Origin of the sequence: Aggregatibacter actinomycetemcomitans DSM 8324 (genome assembly GCF_000372365.1) — a bacterium.
Lineage (GTDB): Bacteria > Pseudomonadota > Gammaproteobacteria > Enterobacterales > Pasteurellaceae > Aggregatibacter > Aggregatibacter actinomycetemcomitans.
The window spans coordinates 64977-90343 of sequence record NZ_AQUU01000011.1 but is presented as its reverse complement, the minus strand read 5'-3'; the positions used below and the strand labels follow the sequence as shown (position 1 = coordinate 90343).

At 45.5% G+C, this 25367-nt stretch carries 21 protein-coding genes; 10 read left to right on the top strand and 11 right to left on the bottom strand.

The features are described 5' to 3' along the window. Both tuf and A3CS_RS0107585 read left to right on the top strand, forming a co-directional pair. A partial coding sequence (gene tuf, locus A3CS_RS0107590) for an elongation factor Tu (protein WP_019518341.1) occupies window positions 1-1184 on the top strand: 1184 nt, incomplete at its 5' end. A 1286-nt stretch (window positions 1185-2470) separates the two neighbouring features. Then, entirely contained in the window at window positions 2471-3106 is a 636-nt protein-coding gene (locus A3CS_RS0107585) for a TfoX/Sxy family DNA transformation protein (protein ID WP_005548057.1), read from the top strand. 66 nt (window positions 3107-3172) lie between these two features. Here A3CS_RS0107585 and rpoH read toward each other — a convergent pair whose 3' ends face one another. From rpoH to narQ, 4 genes are all read right to left on the bottom strand, one after another. Continuing rightward, window positions 3173-4021 (bottom strand): RNA polymerase sigma factor RpoH, encoded by an 849-nt coding sequence (gene rpoH / locus A3CS_RS0107580; RefSeq protein WP_005548059.1) that lies wholly within the window; start codon window positions 4019-4021, stop codon window positions 3173-3175. 184 nt (window positions 4022-4205) lie between these two features. Then, entirely contained in the window at window positions 4206-4520 is a 315-nt protein-coding gene (locus A3CS_RS0107575; protein WP_005548062.1) for a DUF2322 family protein, read from the bottom strand. 15 nt (window positions 4521-4535) lie between these two features. After that, a complete protein-coding gene (gene murB, locus A3CS_RS0107570; RefSeq protein ID WP_005566996.1) occupies window positions 4536-5561 on the bottom strand; it encodes a UDP-N-acetylmuramate dehydrogenase in 1026 nt (341 codons plus the stop codon). Between the two features lie 14 nt (window positions 5562-5575). After that, window positions 5576-7279 carry a nitrate/nitrite two-component system sensor histidine kinase NarQ gene (gene narQ / locus A3CS_RS0107565; protein WP_005548066.1) on the bottom strand — a complete coding sequence of 568 codons (1704 nt, stop codon included), beginning with the start codon at window positions 7277-7279 and terminating at the stop codon, window positions 5576-5578. 276 nt (window positions 7280-7555) lie between these two features. On the opposite strand from narQ, the gene A3CS_RS0107560 reads away from it, so the two are divergent. The 6 genes from A3CS_RS0107560 (at window position 7556) to A3CS_RS0107535 (ending at window position 13264) form a co-directional block, all read left to right on the top strand. Continuing rightward, window positions 7556-7840 carry a chaperone NapD gene (locus A3CS_RS0107560; RefSeq protein WP_005548070.1) on the top strand — a complete coding sequence of 95 codons (285 nt, stop codon included), beginning with the start codon at window positions 7556-7558 and terminating at the stop codon, window positions 7838-7840. Between the two features lie 33 nt (window positions 7841-7873). Then, window positions 7874-10360: a nitrate reductase catalytic subunit NapA gene (gene napA, locus A3CS_RS0107555; RefSeq protein ID WP_019518375.1), complete on the top strand. Its 2487-nt coding sequence runs from the start codon at window positions 7874-7876 to the stop codon at window positions 10358-10360. A gap of 71 nt (window positions 10361-10431) precedes the next feature. Beyond that, window positions 10432-11247 (top strand): ferredoxin-type protein NapG, encoded by an 816-nt coding sequence (gene napG, locus A3CS_RS0107550; RefSeq protein ID WP_005585478.1) that lies wholly within the window; start codon window positions 10432-10434, stop codon window positions 11245-11247. Further along, complete coding sequence (napH, locus tag A3CS_RS0107545) at window positions 11247-12128, top strand: quinol dehydrogenase ferredoxin subunit NapH (protein WP_005548076.1); 882 nt, start codon at window positions 11247-11249, stop codon at window positions 12126-12128. Before napG ends, napH begins: the two co-directional genes overlap by 1 nt. A 37-nt stretch (window positions 12129-12165) precedes the next feature. Beyond that, a complete protein-coding gene (locus A3CS_RS0107540) occupies window positions 12166-12615 on the top strand; it encodes a nitrate reductase cytochrome c-type subunit (protein ID WP_005548078.1) in 450 nt (149 codons plus the stop codon). Between the two features lie 13 nt (window positions 12616-12628). Beyond that, a complete protein-coding gene (locus A3CS_RS0107535; RefSeq protein ID WP_005548080.1) occupies window positions 12629-13264 on the top strand; it encodes a NapC/NirT family cytochrome c in 636 nt (211 codons plus the stop codon). A gap of 85 nt (window positions 13265-13349) precedes the next feature. Here the strand turns inward: A3CS_RS0107535 and gss are convergent, their stop codons facing one another. The 4 genes from gss to rfaD all read right to left on the bottom strand — a co-directional run bounded on the left by gss (window position 13350) and on the right by rfaD (window position 18649). Beyond that, a complete protein-coding gene (gene gss / locus A3CS_RS0107530) occupies window positions 13350-15245 on the bottom strand; it encodes a bifunctional glutathionylspermidine amidase/synthase (protein ID WP_005548082.1) in 1896 nt (631 codons plus the stop codon). A 117-nt stretch (window positions 15246-15362) separates the two neighbouring features. After that, complete coding sequence (gene waaF, locus A3CS_RS0107525; RefSeq protein WP_019518374.1) at window positions 15363-16406, bottom strand: lipopolysaccharide heptosyltransferase II; 1044 nt, start codon at window positions 16404-16406, stop codon at window positions 15363-15365. A gap of 19 nt (window positions 16407-16425) precedes the next feature. Next, on the bottom strand, window positions 16426-17553 hold the full coding sequence (locus A3CS_RS0107520) for a DUF4172 domain-containing protein (RefSeq protein ID WP_005548086.1): 1128 nt from the start codon (window positions 17551-17553) through the stop codon (window positions 16426-16428). A 169-nt stretch (window positions 17554-17722) separates the two neighbouring features. Further along, window positions 17723-18649: an ADP-glyceromanno-heptose 6-epimerase gene (gene rfaD / locus A3CS_RS0107515; protein ID WP_019518373.1), complete on the bottom strand. Its 927-nt coding sequence runs from the start codon at window positions 18647-18649 to the stop codon at window positions 17723-17725. Between the two features lie 278 nt (window positions 18650-18927). Here rfaD and A3CS_RS0107510 point away from each other — a divergent pair, with 278 nt between their 5' ends. After that, window positions 18928-19704 (top strand): hypothetical protein, encoded by a 777-nt coding sequence (locus A3CS_RS0107510; RefSeq protein ID WP_005548092.1) that lies wholly within the window; start codon window positions 18928-18930, stop codon window positions 19702-19704. Window positions 19705-19730: 26 nt separating this feature from the next. Then, window positions 19731-21545 (top strand): NAD nucleotidase, encoded by a 1815-nt coding sequence (gene nadN, locus A3CS_RS0107505; protein WP_005538478.1) that lies wholly within the window; start codon window positions 19731-19733, stop codon window positions 21543-21545. Between the two features lie 105 nt (window positions 21546-21650). Here the strand turns inward: nadN and A3CS_RS0107500 are convergent, their stop codons facing one another. From A3CS_RS0107500 to polA, 3 genes are all read right to left on the bottom strand, one after another. Continuing rightward, a complete protein-coding gene (locus A3CS_RS0107500; protein WP_012820817.1) occupies window positions 21651-21998 on the bottom strand; it encodes a helix-turn-helix domain-containing protein in 348 nt (115 codons plus the stop codon). Between the two features lie 249 nt (window positions 21999-22247). After that, window positions 22248-22370: a hypothetical protein gene (locus A3CS_RS0107495; protein WP_005548099.1), complete on the bottom strand. Its 123-nt coding sequence runs from the start codon at window positions 22368-22370 to the stop codon at window positions 22248-22250. A 14-nt stretch (window positions 22371-22384) separates the two neighbouring features. After that, the gene (gene polA / locus A3CS_RS0107490; RefSeq protein WP_005588063.1) at window positions 22385-25186 is read right to left on the bottom strand and encodes a DNA polymerase I; all 2802 of its coding nucleotides are present in this window, start codon (window positions 25184-25186) and stop codon (window positions 22385-22387) included. Window positions 25187-25367: the final 181 nt, after the last annotated feature.

The following is a 25367-nucleotide window of genomic DNA, read 5'->3' as shown; positions in this document are numbered from 1 at the left end:
TGTCTAAAGAAAAATTTGAACGTACAAAACCGCACGTTAACGTGGGTACAATCGGCCACGTTGACCATGGTAAAACCACTTTAACAGCAGCTATCACTACCGTATTGGCAAAACACTACGGCGGTGCAGCACGTGCATTTGACCAAATCGATAATGCACCTGAAGAAAAAGCGCGTGGTATCACCATCAACACTTCACACGTTGAATATGACACCCCAACCCGTCACTATGCACACGTTGACTGCCCGGGACACGCCGACTATGTGAAAAACATGATTACCGGTGCGGCGCAAATGGACGGTGCTATCTTAGTAGTAGCAGCAACCGACGGTCCTATGCCACAAACTCGTGAGCACATCTTATTAGGTCGCCAAGTAGGTGTTCCTTACATCATCGTATTCTTAAACAAATGCGACATGGTAGATGACGAAGAGTTATTAGAATTAGTTGAAATGGAAGTTCGTGAACTTCTTTCTCAATATGACTTCCCGGGCGATGACACCCCAATCGTACGCGGTTCTGCATTAAAAGCGCTTGAAGGCGATGCCGCATGGGAAGAAAAAATCCTTGAATTAGCAAACCATTTAGATACTTACATCCCGGAACCTGAGCGTGCTATCGACCAACCGTTCCTTCTTCCAATTGAAGATGTGTTCTCTATCTCCGGTCGTGGTACCGTAGTAACGGGTCGTGTTGAGCGCGGTATCATCCGTACCGGTGATGAAGTTGAAATCGTGGGTATCAAACCGACTGCAAAAACCACCGTAACCGGTGTTGAAATGTTCCGTAAATTACTTGACGAAGGTCGTGCGGGTGAAAACATCGGTGCATTATTGCGTGGTACTAAACGTGAAGAAATCGAACGTGGTCAGGTATTGGCGAAACCGGGGTCAATCACCCCGCACACTGACTTCGAATCTGAAGTGTACGTATTGTCCAAAGAAGAAGGTGGTCGTCATACTCCATTCTTCAAAGGTTACCGTCCACAATTCTATTTCCGTACAACTGACGTAACCGGTACTATCGAGTTACCTGAAGGCGTGGAAATGGTTATGCCTGGCGATAACATCAAAATGACCGTATCCTTAATTCACCCAATTGCGATGGACCAAGGTTTACGTTTCGCTATCCGTGAAGGTGGCCGTACAGTGGGTGCCGGCGTGGTAGCTAAAATTATCAAATAATTGATAAGACAAACCAAAGTAAAACTGAAAAGGCGTATCGAGAGGTATGCCTTTTTGTTTATGAAATCTTTAATAAATACTATGCTGTACTTCCTTTTTAATTCATTATACACGACTAATTTTTATTTTAATTCTATTAAATAATCATTTAAGCCGATTTATCGTATTTTTCAATGTCTGAATCTGTATATCGTTCAGACGTGAATAATAGTCCATATTGTAACGGTCTAACTTTCAGCAACACCTCAAGCCTGATAAAACCAATCATTAGTTAAATTAACAAGTTAATGTGCGGGCAAAAACCGGGGGGTAGGCAGGTGACATTATTTATGCATAGCTATGCTGACTGTATTTAGCCATAGTCATTGACCTTTACTCCTGTCAAATTGTGGGTTGACGCTGTTCCGCTGAGATCCATATAGCATTGAGTAAACAGGCGTTAGGTTCGAAGATTCACTGCAGACAACCGAAGCGGCTTCAGCCTTAGGCAATTTATTACTAATGATGTTTGAAGCGAAAAAATGTTTTTAAAATAAATTTATCTTTGTTGTATTGTGGAAGCCTAAACCATTACAATAACGAAAAGTAACACTATAACTTGGTAACTAAACTTGCTAAAATCCGTCCTCTAGCTCTGGGTACTAGCCAACTTTCTCAGTTTTTCAAAAAAATCACAGGGGAGACCAGATTATCTACATTACTGCCCTTAGAGTTAATATTTAGGGCATAAAACTACCTAGTATTTAGTTAACTAATTGAAAATAAAAGTGAAAAGTTTTGGATGAGTGTTCTAACGGAGATTCAAAGTTGAAGTTTAAAAAGCTTTTTATTGCTTACATAGATGGTTTGAAAGGTTTTTCTAAGGCGACTAATGTTAGATAATCACTTAATAGCGAGGATTTATTGTGTGATCAGAAAACATAATTGTATTTCCGATAGATGACCCCGCCTTCAATATCATTTGGTTAGGGATTAAAGAGGCAGTAAAGAAGTTGGATAATGTTGATTCAGAACCGGAAATCGGCGATGAATCAATTTATGGTTGATTTTCGGAGTTGAAATGAGGGCCGCACAGAATTTGGGATAAGGACAAAAGAAATAATTTACGCTATATCTGCTAAGGTGTTATTCTTTGACACCTTTGGTTCTAAAGAACATTTTTTCATTAAAATTTTCCAATTCCTCGATCAAGATCACAAATTTAACATTAAAATAACAATATTTTCTTCATATAAATTTAATTTATGATATAAATACAATTAAATAACAACCTGAAGGATTTAATTATGACAACGGTATCTCAAAGACTCAAGAACGAATTCAAACAACTAGTAGATGGTGAAATCAGTATTAAAAATTTATTCACCGGACATGGTATATTTCATTCAGGAATAATGTTTGCACTTCATCAAAACGATAGCATTTTCTTGCGGGCTGAAGATGAGTTAGTCCCTTACTTAGAGAGTTTAGGTGCTGTAGCTTATTCAATTGATCCCAATAATACGAATAAACTGGCACTCCACCGTTACTATCAACTTCCTCATTCTATTCGTAAAAATAAGCCGTTATTTGAAAAAACCGTTAAATTGTCTATTCAACAGGCAAAATTTAAGAAAGTCGCTGAAGATTTGACAAAAAAAGAGCGAATTAAAGAATTGGCTAATTTTTCCATTAAGCATGAAAGATTGCTGGCTAAAATTAATATTTATACGGTAAGTGAATTTCAGAAGATCGGCGCAATTCACAGCTATGTTAGGTTAAAGAAACTGGGTGTTTCTGCCAACGTAGAATTGTTATGGACTTTATGCGCCGCATTAAAAAATAAGCATGCTTCGTTGCTTACGGAAAAGGAAAAATCGGCAATTTTGACTAAATTAAATGTTTTACTTGCAGCAAATGGTTTGCGGAAAGTAAAGGCCTAAGAATCGCAAAAAGAAAAAAACCGCTCTATTGAGCGTTTTTTCATTTATAGAACACCTTAAAACACTTTAGAAAACCACCGCACTTTTGAGTTTTTTCAAGGCATTGGTTTCTAACTGGCGAACACGTTCGGCGGAAATGTTGTATTTCGCCGCCAAATCCTGCAACGTAGCTTTGGTTTCATCTAACCAGCGGGCTTTGATAATGTCTTGGCTGCGTGCATCAAGATTGTCTAACGCGACGGCAAGCTGATCGGTGGCTTGTGCTTCGTAGTTTTCGTTTTCCAATTCGGCGGCAAAGTTGGAGCTTTTGTCTTCCAAATACAATGCCGGCGCATAGGTTTCTTCGTCATGCTCATCGCCGGGCAGGTCGAATGCCACATCGGCGCCGGTCATGCGTGACTCCATTTCCATGACATCTTGCGGCGATACACCGAGTTCATTGGCGACCATGTCCACTTCGTTTTCGTTGAACCAGCCTAAGCGTTGCTTAGTTTTGCGTAGGTTGAAGAACAATTTGCGTTGCGCTTTGGTGGTGGCGACTTTAACAATACGCCAGTTGCGCAACACATATTCGTGAATTTCCGCTTTGATCCAGTGCACAGCGAAAGAAACCAAGCGCACGCCTACTTCCGGGTTGAAGCGTTTTACCGCTTTCATTAAGCCGATGTTACCTTCCTGGATTAAATCCGCTTGCGGCAAGCCGTAACCGGAATAACCGCGCGCGACGTGAATCACAAAGCGCAAATGAGACAACACTAATTTTTTCGCCGCTTCAATATCTTCTTTGTAATACAAACGCTCTGCCAATTCCTTTTCTTCTTCGGCGGTCAGCATTGGATATTCATTTGCCGCACGAATATAAGCTTCTATACTGCCTTGCGGAACGAGCATCATTGTTTGAGTTTCTTTATCCATTATCTTCCTTCTTCTTTGTTAATCACCGAATCAAAGAATTCAATGCAATATAATCTGTATTAAGTTAATCGGTTTTAGCGATTGGATTTTAACTTTTTGCAGGCTATTTGACTATATTGTGTGAAAAAAGTTTCTTTATTTTACAAAATAACCTGCATAAGAAAACAAAAATTTTATCCTGAAATTATTCTGTTAGCGGTTTGATTTGATAGGTCAAATCCTGTTCGATGACGCGTAACAACAAATCAATGTTCGGGTGTTTGCCGGGGTGTTTATGTGCATCTTCCGTGTACTCGGCGAATAATTGCAAACCTTTTTGGGCAGAAGTGCGGTCTAATTTTCTGTTAAATTTTACGGCGAGCGCATTGTAAACCCGCAATGAACCTAATTTCCCGGCAACGGCAGGAATCTCATGAACCAATGTACCGTTATGTAAAATATGGATACCACTTAAATGGTCAATAGCAGGCAATGTCGCTAAAATTTCATTAAAATTCATCTTACTCCTTTAGTATTAACTGATGGTTTGTTGACTATTCACTTCGCCCTGTTTGCCGATAAAACGCACTTCGGGCTGTAAGCGAACGTCAAAACGAAGGGCAACTAATTGATAAATGTGATGCGCCAATTCTACCACATCGGACGCGGTGGCGTTGCCTTTGTTAATAATCACCAGCGCCTGTTGTTGATGTACTGCCGCGCCGCCGATTTGATAGCCTTTCAAGCCGCATTGATCGATAAGCCAACCGGCGGCTAATTTGACGCTGCCGTCCGCTTGCGGGAAGTGCGGTATAGCGGGGTAGTCTTCTTTTAAGCGGGCAAATTGTTGGGCGGAAACCACCGGATTCTTAAAGAAGCTACCCGCATTGCCGAACTGTTTCGGATCGGGCAATTTGCTTTGGCGTACGGCACAAACCTCGGCAAAAACGTCCGCCGAACTGACCGCACTTTTGTCTAAATTTGCCAAGTTGCCGTATTTCAACACCGGTTTCCAGTCTTTCGCCAGTTTTAAACCGACCGCCGTGACCACATAACCATGCGCATATTTGTGTTTAAACACGCTTTCCCGATAACCGAATTCGCATTCTTCGCAGCTCAAACGGAATTGTTCTGCGGACGTGAGATCGAGCACCTCTACATAATCGCACACGTCTTTAAATTCCACGCCGTAGGCACCGATATTTTGAATCGGGGCGGAACCGGCACAGCCCGGTATGAGGGCAAGATTTTCCAAGCCGTAAATGCCTTGCGCGATACTCCATTGCACCAAATCATGCCACACTTCGCCGCCATTCACATGTAGATAATGAAAGCGGTCGTCTTCCTTATGCGCAATACCACGCAGACGATTAATCAGCACAGCGCCGGCAAAATCTTCCACAAACAACACATTGCTGCCTTGCCCTAAAAAAAGCACTGGCAGATTTTCCCGCTGGAATTCGTCCCACACCTGTTTAAGTTGAGGAACGGAGGTAATTTCAATCAGTTTTTGGGCTTGCGCCGGAATAGAAAAGGTATGGAACGGTTGTAAATTCTGCATGGCTTTCCTCTGAATTAAGCTAATGTGTGTGCCAATGTGACTTTCACTTCCGTGCCGCCGTCGGTGCGGTTGGCAATGGTCAGTTTGGCGTTAAGTTGTATGCTGCGCTCGTGCATGATGTTGAGCCCGTAGTGTCCATCCGGCTCTTCCAGGCTTGGAATGCCGATTCCGTTATCGCGCACGACTAGTTCATATTCACCGTCTTCATTGGTGTGCGCGATGACTTCAATGAGTGTGCCTTGTGAATGTTTAATGGCATTTAACACCGCTTCACGCACAATTTGCAAGGCATTGACCAATTGCTGCGCGTTAAAACTTTGTGACGGCAAGGTGCAATCCACGCTCATTTGAATGTCCGTTTGATTGCGCAAGGAATCAATCACTTGCTCCAATGCCAGTTTCAAATTGGCTTCCTGCACGGTTAAACGGAACGTCGCCAACAGTTCGCGTAATTGGCTGTAGCCGTCGCTGAGTGCCTGTTCGAACTGCTTAATAATCGACAAACTTTTTTGCTTGGAATCTGTTTCGCCTTTGTTCAAATTGTGTTTTAACAGCGTAAGCTGAATTTGCAAAAATGCCAACACTTGCGCCAAAGAATCGTGCAATTCGCGGGCGATAATGGAACGTTCTTCCATCAACAATAGCTGTTCTTGCTGGCGTTGCATGCGTTGGAAATACAGCGAGCGGCTGAGCATTTGAGCCACATTTTGCATGGTGCGCAAATCCGGACACGGCAACCCCGCCTGCCAACGCAATACGGCGAGGCTTTCCCCTTCAATATTCATTTCCGTTTGTTGCGATTCCAGCTGGTCATATTTCACGCCCAAGCATATATTCCAATGCGGCGCGTCTAACACATCCAGTTCCAAATAGCGTAAATGTTCGCTAATCATGACATTTTGTAGCACCAGTTGCAAAATTTTGCCGTCGATTTTATTGGTCGTCACAAGTTGGGAGCAGTGATATAAGGTCGTTAAAGAGCGGTTGGTTTGTTGTAGCTTTTGCGTTTTTTCATTCACTGTGGCTTCCAAACCGGAATACAGTTTACCCAACTCCGATGACATTTTAGTGAAAGTGCGCGCCAAATGCCCCAGTTCGTCTTCTTTACGCACGTCCAGCGGAATATGCTTGAATTGCCCCATTTGCACCTGCGTACTGGCGCGGGTGAGCTGCTCCAGCGGGCGCACCACAGCTTTTCGGGTGTACCAATTCACGTAAGACACCATGATCACAATAAGCAGCATGGAAAAAATAATCACGCACAGCGCCCAAATCCATTTTTCTTCCGCCGAATGTTGCAGGGTAAAAACAAATTGATCCACTTGTTCCACATAATTGGCGATATTCTTTTGATATTCGGTGAAATTTTGTTCCCGCGCCAGACGTTCCATCACTTCCCAGCGTTTAATCAAATTGTGATAGGAATCTTTCACATCCTGCGAAGCAAAAGACTGATAGTTAATTTCCACCAGGGATTTTGAATGCAAACTCACGCGATATTGGCGCAGGCTGCTTTCCACCATTTGTGGTTCATGTTCGATTTCATAAAGTATGCGATAACTTTGCATACGCAGTGAACCGGACACGTTAATGGCTTCCGCATAGGATTTATTGCCCGCCATCAGCGCCAGACTTAATGCGCCGATGATGCCGACAAAGATAATAATCACAATAAGATAGTTGGCAATGCGGGTGGAAACGGAATGTTTAATTTTCAAAATAACAAGCCTTGGTAGAAAACGTGTCATTAGTGTAACAAAAAAGTGCGGTGGTTTTTACCGGCGTTTTATCAAGCGGCGTTTTTTCATGCCTGCGTTCTTAAATTTGATCTAAAACAAATTGCGCTGGGAATCCGCCTAAAATACTCATTTGTAGTGATGTTAATTCATTCGCAACAAATTAATATGCGGGATCTACAAAAAGATTAATTGGTAAAGACAAATAATAACGTCGAAGGTTAACGGCGCGATAAAAATACATTATCCGAAAAGAATATGAATAAAACAGACATTTTAACCATGGAAGACGCTAAAGATTGGCACATTGTCGGTCTGGTGGTGCAAGGCAAGCCGCAAAAAATAACAGCCATTCGCACCGCACTTTTGGCGATTCCACATACAGAAATCCCGACCTTTAATGAAAACATCGGCAAAATCGTGGCGGTAATGCAATCTCATGATCCGCATGTTTTGTTGAAGAACATGGAGTCGGTAAAAGAGATTGACGGTGTGATTACCGTGTCGCTGATTTATCATCAACAGGACGAACAGCCAGAATAATCAAAAAGATATAAAAATAGTGGGGGAAACGCTATGAATTTAAGTCGTCGAGACTTTATGAAAGCCAATGCGGCGATGGCAGCCGCAACGGCGGCCGGGTTAAGTATTCCGGTCAAAAATGTTGAAGCTGCAGAATCCGAAATTAAATGGGATAAAGCGGTTTGCCGTTTCTGCGGTACCGGTTGTGCGGTATTGGTGGGCACCAAAGACGGTCGTGTTGTGGCTTCACAAGGCGATCCGGATGCGGAAGTCAACCGTGGTTTGAACTGCATTAAAGGCTATTTCTTACCGAAAATCATGTACGGTAAAGACCGTTTGACGCAGCCGATGTTGCGCATGAAAGACGGCAAATACGATAAAAACGGTGATTTCACGCCGGTAAGCTGGGACGTGGCGTTTAAGACCATGGCGGAAAAATTTAAAGCTGCAGTGAAAGAATTAGGTCCGAACGGCGTAGGGATGTTCAGTTCCGGGCAGACCACCATTTTTGAAGGCTATGCCAAATCCAAATTGTGGAAAGCCGGTTTCCGTTCTAACAACATCGACCCTAACGCCCGTCACTGTATGGCGTCTGCGGCGGTTGCCTTTATGCGCACTTTCGGCATGGATGAACCGATGGGCTGTTATGACGACATCGAACAAGCCGAAGCCTTCGTACTTTGGGGTTCCAACATGGCGGAAATGCATCCGATTTTGTGGTCCCGTATTACCGATCGTCGTCTATCCAACCAAGATGTGAAAGTCGCCGTGCTTTCTACTTTTGAACATCGTAGTTTTGAATTGGCGGATTATAGCCTCATTTTCAAACCGCACACCGACTTGGTGATTTTGAACTACATTATCAATTATCTGATTCAAAACGATGCCATTAACCGGGATTTTGTCAACAAACATACCAAATTCAAACGCGGCGAAACCGACATTGGTTATGGTTTGCGCCCTGAAAATCCGTTGGAACAAAAAGCGAAAAACGTGAAAACGGCAGGCAAAATGTATGACAGTAACTTTGATGAATTAAAAGCCTTAGTCGCCGAATATACGTTAGACAAAGCCCATGAAATGTCAGGCGTGCCGAAAGATGTGTTGGAAAATTTGGCGAAATTGTATGCCGATCCGAAGAAAAAAGTGGTGTCTTACTGGACCATGGGCTTTAACCAACATACCCGCGGCGTGTGGGCGAACCACCTCATTTATAACATCCATTTGCTGACCGGTAAAATTTCCATTCCGGGCTGCGGTCCGTTCTCGTTAACCGGTCAACCGTCTGCTTGTGGTACGGCGCGCGAAGTGGGAACGTTTATCCACCGCCTGCCGGCAGACTTAGTGGTCACCAATCCGAAACACCGTGAAAAAGCGGAACAAATCTGGAAATTGCCTGCCGGCGTGATTACTGATATTCTCGGCTTCCATGCGGTCGCTCAAAGTCGTGCGTTAAAAGACGGCAAAATGCGCGTGTTGTGGCAAATGTGTACCAACAATATGCAAGGCGGTCCGAATATTAACAGAGAAACCTTCCCGGGCTGGCGTAATCCGGACAATTTTATTGTGGTGTCCGATCCGTACCCGACGGTGTCCTGTCTAGCCGCCGACTTGATGTTGCCAACGGCAATGTGGGTGGAAAAAGAAGGCGCTTACGGTAACGCGGAGCGTCGTACCCAATTCTGGCGTCAACAAGTAAAAGCGCCGGGAGAAGCCAAATCCGACGTATGGCAATTGGTAGAATTCTCCAAATATTTCACCACCGATGAAATGTGGCCGGCGGAAATTCTGGACAAAAATCCGGAATACAAAGGCAAAACCTTATATGACGTGTTATACCGCAACGGTCAAATAGATAAATTCCCGTTAAGCGAATTGGCGGAAGGACAATTGAATGATGAGTCCTATCACTTCGGTTTCTACTTGCAAAAAGGCTTATTTGAGGAATACGCCTCCTTCGGTCGCGGTCACGGACATGACTTGGCATCGTTCGATACTTACCACAAAGCACGCGGTTTACGCTGGCCGGTGGTGGACGGCAAAGAAACCTTATGGCGTTATCGCGAAGGCTACGACCCGTATGTCAAAGAAGGGGAAGGTGTGGCGTTCTACGGCTATCCGGATAAAAAAGCGATTATTCTTGCCGTGCCTTATGAGCCGCCTGCGGAATCACCGGACGAAGAATACGATTTGTGGTTATGTACCGGTCGCGTGTTGGAACACTGGCACACCGGCACCATGACCCGTCGTGTACCAGAACTGCACCGCTCCTTCCCGAATAACTTGGTTTGGATGCACCCGACAGACGCGCAAAAGCGCGGGTTACGCCATGGTGATAAAGTCAAAGTCGCTTCACGTCGAGGAGAAATCATTTCGTTCTTAGATACCCGCGGACGTAACAAGGTGCCGGAAGGTTTGATTTACACAACCTTCTTTGATGCCGGTCAGTTGGCGAATAAATTAACCTTGGACGCGACCGACCCGATTTCCAAAGAAACCGACTTCAAAAAATGTGCGGTGAAAGTGGAAAAAGCCGCTTAAAAATGTGTTAAAAACCTACCGCACTTTTGTGTCTTCAAGCCAGAAAAGTGCGGTCAGAAAATCAAAAGAAAATGCAAAAACCGACTGTAACGCCCGAACGCCGTAAATTTCTCAAAGACGCCACCCGTACTGCGGGCGGGCTTGTTGGGCTTGGCTTGTTACTTGGCTTACAGCAAAAACAAAGTTTGGCACGTGAAGGCGTGGCATTGCGTCCACCTTTCGCCATCGAAAGTGACGAGAAATTTGCCTCCGCCTGCATTCGTTGCGGTCAGTGCGTGCAAGCCTGCCCTTATGATATGTTGCATTTGGCATCGTTGCTATCACCAATGGAAGCGGGGACGCCGTATTTTATCGCGCGCGATAAACCTTGCGAAATGTGTCCGGATATTCCTTGCGCCCATGCGTGTCCGAGCGGTGCGTTAGATCGTGAGGCGCAGGATATTAATCAATCCCGTATGGGGCTGGCGGTGTTGCTGGATCATGAAACCTGCTTGAACTGGCAAGGCTTGCGTTGCGATGTGTGTTATCGGGTTTGTCCGTTGATTGATAAAGCCATTACGCTGGAAAGCCATCGTAATGAGCGCACCGGCAAGCACGCGGTGTTTATTCCGACGGTGCATTCCGATGGCTGTACCGGCTGTGGCAAATGCGAACAAGCGTGTGTCTTGGAAGAAGCGGCAATCAAAGTATTACCGATGCATTTGGCGAAAGGCATGTTAGGCAAACATTATCGTTTGGGTTGGGAAGAAAAGGCGAAAGCCGGACATTCCTTGGCGCCGAAAGATTTGATTTCGATGCCGACCCGTATGCCGGAAGCCACAATGCCGGTAATGGGCGCAGAAGACATTCCGGAGCCGATTCTGGCACCGACATTGGGAGGCAAATAATGGCGAATTCACCAAAATTTGCAGGCAAAGAGGCGCGGGAAAAACTGGGCTGGTGGCATGCCTATCGCTTCTTGTTTTGGCGTAGGCTCACGCAATTCGGCATCCTGATGATGTTTTTAAGCGGTCCTTACTTTGGCGTGTGGATTTTAAAAGGCAATTACAGCGGAAGTCTGCTTTTCGATGTGATTCCGTTAAGTGATCCGTTAATTACGTTGGAAAGCCTTTCCACGAGGCATTTACCGGGAACCCTGACCCTCATCGGCGCGTTGATTATCTTTACGTTGTATGCGTTGTTAGGTAGCAAAGTTTTCTGCGGCTGGGTTTGTCCGCTGAATGTGGTTACCGATTGCGCCGCCTGGATTCGCCGGAAACTGGGCATTCGCCAAACGGCAAAAATTCCGCGCGGGTTACGTTATGCCATTTTGCTGATGATTTTAGTCGGCAGTGCAGTCAGCGGTTTGTTACTGTGGGAATGGATTAATCCGGTGGCGGCGTTAGGTCGCGCTTTAATTTATAGTTTCGGAGCGACGGCATGGTTGATTTTAGCGGTATTTCTGTTTGATTTATTCATTGTTGAACACGGTTGGTGCGGGCATTTGTGTCCTATTGGCGCAACCTATGGCGTCATTGGTGCGAAAAGTCTGATTCGGATCAAAGTGATTGATCGGGCAAGATGTGACAATTGCATGGATTGCTACAACGTTTGCCCGGAACCCCAAGTGTTGCGTTCGCCATTACACGGAAAAAATAACGAAAGCTTGTTAGTGCTTTCGCAAGATTGCATCAGTTGCGGGCGTTGCATTGATGTCTGCGCTGAAAACGTATTAACTTTTAGCCATCGGTTTAATAACGACATTCCTATCGTCACCCTAAACCAATAAAAATAAAAAAATTCCATCATTCGGGGGAGTGATTAAAATGATTAGAAACAACGTATTTGCTTTTAGCGGTGCGCTATTTACGGCATTGTTCGCGACGTCCGTTATGGCGCAACAGCCGACGGAAGGCGCTGGAGATTTTTTCCATAATTCACCGGAAAGTGTCTCGCCGGCATTTCATGATGCACCGAAACAAAGCGAACTGCCTGCCTTAAACTATGTGAATCAACCGCCAATGGTGCCGCATAGTGTGAAAAATTATCAGGTCACCAAAAACGTGAACCAATGCTTAAACTGCCACAGCGTTGAAGCGTCGCGCGTGACCGGTGCAACCCGTATCAGCCCGACGCACTTTATGGATCGCGACGGCAACCTCGGCTCCAGCTCCTCTCCGCGTCGTTATTTCTGCTTACAATGCCACGTTTCTCAATCCGATGTTGAGCCAATCGTGCCAAACGAATTCAAACCGATGAAAGGTTACGGACAGTAATTAAGAGGTGGTTATGTCAGCGAAGAAACCAAATATTTTAGTGCGATTCTGGCGTTGGTTCAGATCGCCTAGCCGTATTGCGGTAGGCACGATTATCGTCTTATCCTTTATCGGCGGTATTTTGTCCTGGGTCGGTTTTAACTACGGCTTGGAACAAACCAACACCGAGCAATTTTGTGCCGGCTGTCACATGAATGATGCGTACCCGGAATATTTGCACAGCGTACATTATCAAACCCGCACCGGCGTGAGCGCCAGCTGTCCGGATTGTCATGTTCCCCATGAATTCGGACCGAAAATGTGGCGTAAAATGGTGGCGGCAAAAGAAGTGTACGCGCATTATATGGGCTTAACCGATACGTTGGAGAAATTCAATGCCCGTCGTCCGCACATGGCGGAAAACGAGTGGGAGCGCATGAAAGCCAACGATTCCCAAGAATGTCGCAACTGCCACAAAATGGATCGTATGGATTTCTCCCAACAAAAAACCGTGGCACAAAGAATGCACAAATTTGCGCAGGAAAACGGCAAAACCTGTATTGATTGCCATAAAGGTATTGCGCACGAGTTGCCGGATATGAGCCGGGTTGCACCGGGTTGGTTGCAAGATACGGAAGTGAAACCGGCAGAAGAACAAGGCAAAAAATAAGCATATAAAAAACGCTGTGTTTTTTGACCGCACTTTCTAATGAAATAGGCACTTTCAAGGTGCCTATTTTGATCCTAGCTTGAGACTATTTTGCTTTTTGCGTAAACACTTTGTCGCTCAATATTCGCAACGGTTGCATATCGCTGTCGCCCACAATCACGCGGGTCGGGTCGGAGCGCAAACAACTGCCGGCATAATGCCCGCCTACGGTAAACGTACACACCTGCACATATTGATCTTCCACTTTCGGCAAGCACCATAATTGCTGGTAGATATTTTCTTGTTTAGCAAAACACCCGTTGGTGCTATCCAAGACGGTTTTGCACTCGCCGATAAGTTTTACGTTATCGCCACGGCGACCGGCAATAGGTTTTTGCGCATAACCGTTGGCAATGAGTTTCGGCGTAAGTTCAAAACCGGCTTCCAGCAAATAACGGTGATTCGGGAACAACGACCACAACACCGGCAAAATCGCTTTATTGCTTGGAATTGCCGTCCATAAAGGCTCATACACCAACACTTCCGGACGAAGTAACACGTCAATCAACCGCACTTTATCTTCCGGATAACCGGTGCGAATCGGCGGTGCCACTTCACGCCCGGTGGCATCTTCGCGTAATTGTTCCAGCACGGTTTCCCATGCCCAGGTTTTCCATACGCTTTGCACCCGTTGATTTTCGTCGTCCAATAATTGTCCGCGCGTATCCCAATGCAACCCTTCTGTGCCGTGGATAATCTTGGTGTTAAAACCCGCCTGCGTCAGCGTATCACGCATAAACAAGGCGTGATATTCTTCTTCCGCATCGTGATCCTGCATAATGTGCACCAACGGCGTGGCGTGGCTGTGTTTCCAGGTATCCGCCAAGGCATTGCGTAAGCCTTCGCCAGGGTCATGCCTTAAGGTTAAACCCGCCAGTGCCGCCCAATGGGGCAAAATCGCCCCCGCTTCTGCGTGACAAGAGGCGGAATCGGTGTTGTATTCATAAACTTTCAAACCGCGTTCATCCAAACAAAAATCCATTCTGCCGGTGATGGTTTGATAACGACGATTTTGCCAGGATAAGCGTAAACGCGGCCACAGCAGTTTCGGAATATTGAAATATTGCAATAACTTATCGTCTTTCAGCACCTTGTCGGTGGCGTGCAAATACATCAAATGCAGCTCATTGGTGGCGCGAATCAGCTCATGTTGTGCGCTTTCGGAAAGGGCAAAATAGCGATATTGATCGCCATGATTGACGATGTGTCCCTTCATTGCCTTCACGTAAGCCGCTTCCAGCGGGTTGTCTTCATTCAGCCAATTGGCGGCGAATTGTCCCTGATTTTCAATGTGTTCTGCATGAATGGTGAGTTTCTCCGGCGCCGGCATCGGTTGCGGCAGACTAAATTCCTCGTTGTCCGTTTGAATCATCCAGCCGAGAATTTCCGTGTCATCAAAGGTGTCTTGCAGGCGGTATCTCCCAGCCGTAACCGTCATCGGCAGCTCACGTGTCCATTGTTGACCGCTTGGCAGGCGGGAGTGAATCACGTTTTGCTCGGCGATACGCACTTTGTCCGCCAATACTTCAGTAATCACCGCCACATGCCCGGTGTGCTTAAATTCGCCGCCTTCCTGCCAAATGAGCAATGCCCCGCATTCCGGCGCCCGTTTGCCGCCGTTGGCAAAGGCTTGCAACGGCAACAGGGCGTCATTCACCACTTGGCGCAAAAAGCGTAAGGAAAAAATTTCATACGCCATGCCCACATCGGTGAACACCATGCCGTAATTGAGATAAAGATAGCGACGGGCGAATTCCACGCATTGCCATTTGTAGCCCATGTATTCGCCGCCGAGATAGCTACGAAAGGCGGCATCGTCAGGGTATTCCTGCGCATCCGCTGTGTTGTAATCTGAAGAATAAATGGCAACACCGCCGGGCGCGTAACCCAACAAGCTGCCGAAAGGATCATGTGTCGTGATATTAGGTGAGCGATCCGGCATAACAACTCCGAAAAAGTAAATCAGGGCAATAGTATAGATCTTTTAACGTATTGCCCCCAAAGGGTTTAATGCGAAATTCAAAGAAAAAAATGACCGCACTTTTGTGCGGTCAGGTGGCTATTGATTGAGTAATCCCATTAACTTTTCAAACACCAGCTGCGGCGTAATATCGATCAAACTCTGATGATAGCCTTCCGTGCTGTCGGCGCTTTTGCGTACTTTAATCAAATCCCCTTCTATTAACCGAATGATTTCGGCATTGTCCGATAACGGGGGGGTGTAAGCGGGGCTGGTTGGGCCGTAAAGCGCCACTAACGGGCGATCGGTCGCCGCGGCAATGTGCATTAAACCGCTGTCGTTACTGACGACGGCGGTGCAGTTGGCGATTAAATCCACCGCCTGATTGAGATTGGTTTGTCCCGCCAGATTCAAGCAGAAAGGCTGCAGTTCGACAGGCAAGGCGTTACGGATTTGTTCGCCGGCGTCCACATCTTTCGGCGAGCCGAAAAGTTCCACTGCATAACCTTTTTCAATAAGCATCCGCGCCAGTTCGGCATAATGATAATGCGGCCAACGCTTCGCCGGACCGAATTCCGCGCCGGGGCAAAAACCGACAATCGGACGCCTGCCTAAAAGTGCGGTCGGTTTTTCAAACGTTTTTAAGGTCGCCGCCTGCCGGCTAGGTTCGACGGTTAAATAAGGCTTCAGCACAGGAATCTCAACGGCTTTCGGCACGGAATTTTTTTCAAACGCCAACGCCACATAACGTTGCACCATCATCGGGTAATCCCGTTTGTTATGGCGTAAGTCATTGAGCAGCCAATAACGGCTTTCCCCTTTCCAACCGCGCCGCACGGCAATTTTCGCAAACAACGGAATAAACGCCGATTTCAGCGAATTCGGCAACACAATCGCCATGTCATATTGGTTGCGCAACGCCTTGCCCAAACGATAACGCTCACACAACGCAAATTTCCCGTGCCCGAGTGGCATCTCAATGGCATTCCGCACCTCCGGCATGCGCGCCAACAACGGTTTGCACCAATTAGGCGCTATCACATCGATGTGGCAATGGGGATATTGCAATTTGAGCTGTTGATACAAACTGTGCGACATCATCATATCGCCGACCCAAGACGGGCCGATAATCAGGATATTCATTTTTTCACCTTAAGTGATTTTAAACTTGTGATAAATCCGGGGGTGTTAATTCATAATGAATGCTCCGCCCGCCTTCTTCCGCGCGTTTCAATATATTTTTTGCGACTAAATCCGTGAGATCCCGCAAGGCGGTGTCCCGCGACACTTTGGTTAAGGCGGCATATTTTTTATTGCCAAGTTTGCCTTCAAAGCCATCTAACATAAGATTGAGAACTTTAATTTGCCGTTCATTGAGCGAAAACCGATGCCAGGATTGCCAGTATCGGGTTTTCAGTAAAACTTTATCCAAGGTTTCCTGTGCCTGCTTCATGGCATTGATTAAACAGGCTAAAAACCACATCAGCCATTGGGTTAAGTTGGTTTCGCCTTTCTGGGTTTGCTCTAAAATCACATAATAACTCGACCGCTCTTTTTGGATTTGGGCAGACAGGCTGTAAAACCGTTGTGGGTTTCTATCAGCTTTGGCAAGCAAATAATCCGCAATAGCACGTGCAATGCGACCATTACCATCTTCAAAAGGGTGCAGAGTTAAAAACCAGAGATGAGCGATGCCGGTTTTAATAAAAGGATCAAGCAGTTGGTTCGAATCATTCAGCCAGGTTAGAAATAACATTAATTCCTTTTCAAGTTGTTCAGCCGGCGGTGCCTGAAAATGAATTTTTTGTCTCCCGATTCTCCCTGAAATTACTTGCATTGCACCATTGTTATCATCGCGCAATTGTGCCGTCCGAATTCTTACCATTCCGCTATAACCGCTTGGGAAAAGTGCGGCATGCCAGCCGAACAGCCGTTCTAGAGTAAGTGGGCTATCAAACTGTTCAGTGGCATTTAACGTCATTTCTACGACGCCTTCGACGGCACGATCCGTTGCGGTTAATCCGCCGATATTAACGCCTAAACGGCGAGCCAGGGAAGAACGCACGGATTGTGCATTGAGCATTTCGCCTTCGATTTCACTACTTTTGAGGACACTGTTGGTTAATGCCTGAAGGCAGATCTGTTCACGCTCACCTAAACCGATATCCAACAATCTTCCCAGCAGTAAGCCCTGTTGATAATGGGCTTGGTTTAATAGCGGAAGTAACTGTGGCAAGTCGTATTCCCATTGCCGCCAATTTACCTTCTGCCAAATATATTGTTGTTCCATGCCGCAATTACCTTATTATTCGCCTTAAAATATAAGGCAAATAATATAATTATTTGCCTTATTTGTCATTGCTATTTTCAAAAGTGCGGCTAAAAAACACGATGGATTTTAACCGTACTTATACGCTGTTTTTCGTTTGAATTTCTCTGCTAAAACAGATTCTTTCGTTCTATTTACGATTTAACCACGCCATATATTCCGCGACGCCTTCCGCCACGGTTTTGAACGGTTTGTCGTAGCCGGTGGCGCGGAGTTTGGTTAAGTCCGCTTGGGTGTATTCTTGGTAGTGGGATTTTAAATGTTCCGGGAACGGGATGGTTTCCACTTCGCCTTTGTTGTGGAATTTGATAACGGCTTTTGCCACTTCGGCGAAGGATTCGGCGTTGCCGGTGCCGCAGTTGAAAATGCCGGAAACCTTGTTTTGCCAGCACCAGATATTTATTGCTGCTACATCGCCCACATAGACGAAATCACGGTGGAAGTGTTCGCTGCCGGCGAACAGTTTCGGGTTTTCGCCTTTCAGAATTTGGTTGTTTAAGTGGAACGCTACGCTTGCCATGGAGCCTTTGTGTCCTTCGCGCGGGCCGTACACGTTGAAGTAACGGAAACCACACACCGGCGATTGCGCTTCCGGCAAAATGGCACGTACATATTGGTCGAATAAAAATTTGGAATAGCCGTACACATTTAACGGGCCTTCAAACTCGCGTTCTTCGCGGAATTCGGTTTTGTCACCGTAGGTGGCGGCACTGGAGGCGTAGAGGAACGGAATTTGGCGATCCAGACAGTAATGCAGTAACTCTTTGGAATATTCGTAGTTGTTGTGCATGATGTATTTGCCGTCCCATTCGGTGGTGGCGGAGCACGCGCCTTCGTGGAACACGGCGTCGATGTCGCCCAAATCGTCGCCGGCGATGATGGACGCGATGAAGTCTTCTTTGTCGCAATAGTCGGCGATGTCTAAATCCACTAAGTTGATGAATTTGGTGCCGTCTTTTAAGTTATCCACCACTAAAATATCTTTGCATCCCATGTCGTTTAATGCTTTGACGATGTTGCTGCCGATAAAGCCCGCGCCGCCTGTTACGATAATCATAGTTCTGTCCTTTTGCTAGATGTGAAAATTGTGTTCATTGTAATAGATTTGCCTGCCGAGGTAAAAGTGCGGTTAAAAATTAATGAGTTTGGAATGCCATATATTATGTTAAAACCTATCCCTATTATTTTAATAAAATGAATTTCCATTGTAATAATTTCCTATCATCACTTTGAAACTACAACAAAAATACACTATTTTGTGCTAAGCTGACTCCTTTGAGATATAATAGCGCCAAGGTATTATTCTGAACATGTTGCTAAAACGTGAGGTTCACAATGAAAAAAAAGATTCATTCCGTGTTATTTTTGCTTACATATTTTTTTAGTATTCAAGGACAAACTATGCAAAATATCGAACACACCGGTCAAAACCGGTCGAACCAATCCATACAGGATGTAAAACAGCAATTAGCCGCTGCACTTGCCCGACAAGAACAAAAACAAATTATCGTTTTACAAAAAAAGTTAACGTCTTTGTCTTCCCTATCCCCACAACGTCTTGCGCAACAAATTCGGACTACCGAAAAAATTCTGACCCGTATTTTTAAAACAGAGAAAAATCTGACACCCAAATTTATTGATTACCTGTATTTTGAGCCAATTGAAACGGCTGATGACACCTTAATGCAGGAAATGAAAAAAAATCTTTTGATCTCTTTCTTGGCAAATGAACGCGCTCAAATCTATATTAAAGACATGCCAAACGCCAATCAATTTGTTCAGCTTTTAACAGAAAAAGGAGCAAAGACTACGCAAATATCCGTATTGGCAGAACCTGCTAAAACCATTTTCCAGCGAATCCGCGAACAAATGTACCAAGATTTTCCTAATAAAAAACAGTTTACTATCACTGAAAATCGAGTAAGTGTTATTGCCCCTTCCTCCGTTATTAAGCCACGCCTTGCCTTGGCAGCTGCAATTTTTGATCAGCAGTTTAAAGGGGTTGAAGTTGATGATTTTTCTTACTTGGATCAACCGCGTGAAAATTTGCAACACAATAATGATACAACCCGTTATAAAACCTTTCAGGCAATGTTGGAAGGCTTAGAATAAGCTATTTAACAATCATAGGAGTTCTTATGTTTACACTTAAAAAAACACTTACTCACATTCTTAGTACTACGTTTGTATTTTGTTCAACCTCCGGGTTAGCGGCAAATCCGCCGGAGGATAACCACAAAGCTGTTGAATTGAGCATTCTGCATATTAATGATCATCATTCTTATTTGGAGCCTCACGAAGCCCGCATTTTATTAAACGGTAAAGAAACTAAAGTAAATATTGGCGGTTTTTCCGCAGTTAACAGCAAGCTTAATGAATTACGCAAAAAATATAAAAATCCGCTAGTATTACATGCAGGCGATGCTATTACAGGAACACTTTATTTTACCCTTTTTGGCGGTTCGGCCGATGCAGCGGTAATGAATGCAGGTAATTTTCATTATTTTACACTGGGCAATCATGAGTTTGATGCGGGAAATGAAGGTTTATTAAAATTACTTGAACCACTAAAAATCCCTGTTTTATCTGCTAATGTCATTCCTGATAAAGGTTCTATTTTGTACAATAAATGGAAACCTTATGACATTTTCTCGGTGAATGGAGAAAATATCGGCATTATTGGGTTAGATACAGTAAATAAAACCGTTAATTCATCTTCCCCCGGGAAAGATGTTAAATTTTATGATGAAATTGCAACAGCCCAAATTATGGCGAATGCTTTAAAAGCACAGGGTGTTAACAAAATTATCTTACTTTCCCATGCGGGCAGTGAAAAGAACATAGAAATTGCGCAAAAAGTAAATGATATTGATATTATTGTTACCGGCGATTCCCACTATTTATATGGTAATGACGAGTTGCGTGAATTGAAATTGCCGGTGGTATATGAATATCCCTTAGAATTTAAAAGCCCGAATGGTGAACCTGTTTTTGTGATGGAAGCTTGGGCTTATTCCGCCGTAGTGGGCGATTTAGGCGTTAAATTCAGCAAAGATGGGATCGCTTCCATAATCCGAAAAACTCCACATGTATTAATGAGCACAAATAAATTAAAAGTTAAAAACAGTGACGGTAATTGGCAGGAACTTAGTGGAGAAGAACGTCAAAAAGCAATTCAAAGTTTACAAAAGATGAAAAGCATTTCATTGGATTATCATGATAAAAAAACGGATAAACTGATTAGCAAATATCGATATGAAAAGGATCAACTGGCAAAAGAAGTCATCGGCTCAATCGTTGGGCAAGCGATGCCGGGCGGGTCGGATAATCGCATCCCGAATAAAGCAGGTTCTAACCCTGAAGGTTCGGTTGCGACCCGTTTTGTGGCAGAAACGATGTACAACGAATTGAAAAATGTAGATCTGGTTATTCAAAATGCCGGAGGTGTACGTTCAGATATTTTACCCGGTGACGTCACCTTTAATGATGCCTATACCTTTTTACCATTTGGTAATACTTTATTTACTTATAAAATGGAAGGTTCACTGATTAAACAAGCTTTGGAAGATGCTCTGCAATTTGCGTTAGTTGACGGTTCTACCGGCGGCTTCCCTTACGGGGCGGGTGTTCGTTATGAAGCCAATGAAACGCCAAATGCCGACGGTAAACGCTTAGTAAGCGTTGAGGTCTTCAATAAACAAACACAACAATGGGAAGATATTGACGATAATAAACGTTATCTAGTGGGAACCAATTCCTATATTGCCAGCGGTAAAGACGGATATAAAACCTTTGGTCATCTTTTCAATGACCCGAAATACGAAGGTACAGATACCTATCTTCCGGATGCAGAAAGCTTCATTAAATTTATGAAGAAAAATCCGCGTTTTGAGGCCTTCAAAACATCAAATGTAAAATTAAATGTTGTTAGTGAAGCCTTACCTAAAAAATAACAAAAAAGTTGACCGCACTTTGATCTGCCCCCAAAAGTTGGACAGGTCAGTTAACTGAAGTATTGAGCTCGGTATTGTACCAGGCTCAATACTTTTAAATCGAGTTTAATTTGTTTTTGATCGCCCCAATTCCACTAACTTTTTTAGATAATCAATCTCCGCTTTTTCAAGGGCGGGTTCTCGTTTCAGTTTTTTAAAGGCTTGTGGTGAAAAGTCGGTTGTTTCAGCCACTTCAATCTGCGTTTTTTTCATTTTGGGTTTCAGAATTTTGGAGGTTTTAGGTTTAGTATAAGGCGATTTTATGCCATCAAGCCCTCTTTCACGAAAGGCTTTTAACCAATAAATGACTTGAGAATGAGGAATCTTATAAAGTTTAGACACCTTATAAATACTAAAATCCTGTTCGGTGATCGGTTTGATAATTTTTAAACGAAATTGATAAGAGTAGGACATAACCAGCACCTTATAATTAGGTGTTCAGGTTTTGGGTGCAGATCACTTTTTTATTAAACACTGCTGCCCGTTTTTTCAACCACCAAAATCCGCGCTTCGCCCTGCGGGTGGACGACGTGTTCGATGCCGATGCCGGCGTAAAAAATATCTGCTTTCCGGCAATACGCTTCTGGCTTCGCTGTGTTCTTTGTAGTGCATTTCTACTACGCCGTCCATTACGGCAAATATTTCTTCGCCGTCATTGGTGTGTCATTTGTAAGGTTCGTCGGTCCAATGTAAACGCACGCTGATGCCGTTTATTTCAGTAATGTCCAAACCGCCCCGGGCGTGGGCGGCGGTGAAGTCTGCGCTACGAACGATTTTATGTGTCATGTTTTCCCTTTAACTTAATGCGCTTCATCCCAATTTTCACCTACGCCCACATCTACAATCAGTGGCACCACCAGTTCGGCGGCGGCTTCCATGTGTTGTTTGATGAGATCGCTAAAAAACGCGATTTTTTCCGACCGCACTTCAAACACCAGTTCATCGTGCACTTGCATAATCATGTGAATGTCCGGGTCATCACGAGTGATGCCATCCAGTTTAATCATGGCGCGTTTGATGGTGTCGGCGGCGGTGCCTTGCATCGGCGCGTTAATCGCCACCCGTTCCGCGCCTTTGCGACGCATGGCGTTGGAAGAATTGATCTCCGGCAAATATAGACGGCGTCCGAACAGGGTTTCCACATAGCCCTGTGCTTTGGCTTTTTCGCGAATGTCATGTATGAAGGTTTGCACGTTCGGGTAGCGCTGGAAATATAAATCCATGTAGCGTTGTGCGTCGGCGCGGGAAATACCGAGCTGGCGGGAAAGACCGAAGGAAGACATTCCGTAAATCAAGCCGAAGTTAATGGCTTTCGCGTTGCGGCGTTGTTCGCTCGTGACCTGTTCCAGTGGCAAACCGAAAATTTCAGCGGCGGTGGAACGGTGAATGTCTTTGCCTTGCGCGAAAGCGTTGATCAAGCCTTGGTCATTAGACAAATGCGCCATAATGCGCAGCTCAATTTGGGAATAGTCGGCGGCGATGATTTTGTAGCCATCACGTGCAATAAAGGCTTGGCGAATGCGGCGCCCTGCTTCGTTGCGAATCGGAATGTTCTGTAAATTCGGATCGCTGGAAGAAAGCCGCCCTGTCGCCGTCACTGCCTGATGATAGGAGGTGTGCACGCGCCCCGTTTGCGGATTCACCATTTGCGGCAACTTGTCGGTGTACGTGGATTTCAGTTTGCTCAAGCCACGATGTTCCACCAGCACTTTCGGCAATTCGTGGCTGTACGCCAGTTCTTCCAGCACTTCCTCATTAGTGGACGGCACGCCTTTCGGGGTTTTTTGCAGCACCGGCAAGCCGAGTTTGTCGAACAAGATTTCCTGCAACTGCTTGGTGGATGCCAAATTGAACGGCTGTCCCGCCAAAGTGTGCGCCTGCATTTCAAGTGCGGTCAATCTTTCGGTAATTTCATTGGATTGCAAAAACAGCGCGTCGGAATCAATCAGCACGCCGTAACGTTCCATACGCGATAACACACCGAGCAGCGGCAGTTCGATGGATTGATAGAGTTCTACCAAACCGGGTTGCGGCTGTAATTTTTGCCATAACACTTGTTGCAACTTCATGGTCACGTCGGCATCTTCCGCCGCGTATTCGCCCGCCTGTTCCAACGGAATTTGATTGAAGGTCAGCTGGTTTTTGCCTTTGCCGGCGATGTCTTCAAAGCTAATGGTTTGATGTCCGAGATAGCGCTTCGCCAAGTCGTCCATATTGTGTCGCCCGGTGCTGTCCAGGGTGTAGGAAAGCAACATGGTGTCAAATTCGATGCCCTGCAAATCAATGCCGTTGCGGGCGAAAATGGTCATGTCGAACTTGAGATTTTGCCCGATTTTGCCGATGTTCGGGTTTTCCAGAATCGGTTTAAGGGCAGAAAGTGCGGTGTTTTTTTCCAGCGTTTTCGGTGCGCCGAGGTAATCCAAATGGAGCGGTAAATACGCCGCTTCGCCATTTTCCAAGGCAAAGGAAACGCCCACCAAATTGGCGGACATATAATCCAGCCCGTCGGTTTCCGTATCCACGGCGATGAGTTTGGCGGCGTTCAGTTTTTCCAGCCAACGCGCCAAATCCGCCTCGGTGAGAATGTTTTCATAACGGCTGCGATCAATGTGAAATTTAACGGCATTTTCGACCGCACTTTCATCGATTTTTGCTGCAGGCGTGGCTTGGTAGTGGTTAATTTTTACGGGTTGCTCGGCGCTTTGCGTGACAGTACCGGCGCCATTCATCACCTCCCCTAGCCAGCGTTTAAATTCATAACGCCCGAAATACGCGATTAAGGCGTCGTTATCGCTGTCGCCGATGGCGAGTTCATGAGGCGAAAATTCTAGCATCACATCAGTTTTAATGGTTGCCAGCGCGTAAGATAAATCCGCCATGGCTTTTTCGGCGAGTAATTTTTTGCCCAGCTTTTTCGCGCCACGAATCGGCAGTTCGGCGACTTTGTCCAGATTGGCATAAATTTGCGCCATGCTGCCGATGCCCTGCAAAAGCCCAAGGGCAGTTTTTTCGCCCACGCCCGCCACGCCCGGAATGTTATCGGAGCTGTCGCCCATCAGCGCCAGATAATCAATAATCAATTCCGGCGGAATGCCGTATTTTTCAATCACGCCCGCGCGATCCAGCAGGCTGTTGTTCATGGTGTTAATCAACATAATGTTGTCGTCCACCAGCTGCGCCATATCTTTGTCGCCGGTGCTGATGAGCACTTTTTGCCCGTTTTTCGACGCTTGACTTGCCAGCGTGCCGATCACGTCGTCCGCTTCCACACCGTCTACTACCAACAACGGAATGCCCAGCGCGCGGATCATGTCGTGCAAGGGTTGAATCTGTTTGCGCAAATCATCAGGCATGGGCGGGCGGTGGGATTTGTATTGTTCGAACATTTCATCACGGAAAGTTTTGCCTTTGGCATCGAACACCACTGCAATATGGCTCGGCTGCACCTGCGAAATCAGGCTTTTCAGCATATTCAGCACGCCGTACATGGCGCCCGTCGGTTCACCGGCGGAATTGGTCAGTGGCGGGAACGCATGAAACGCGCGATATAAATAGGAAGAACCGTCCACCAGAACGAGGGGATTTGCAGCAATTTGGGCCATAATAATCTCATGATGTTGATGAATAATTGACACATTATAGCGAAAATCGGGGGGCGGCGCATGGAATAATACGGGCTTGATAACCAATTAAAATTACTGACAAAAATCACCGCACTTTCATCTGTAGAATCCACAAAATCGGCAAAAGATCTTGATCCGCCTAGCTAAAGTGCCTATACTC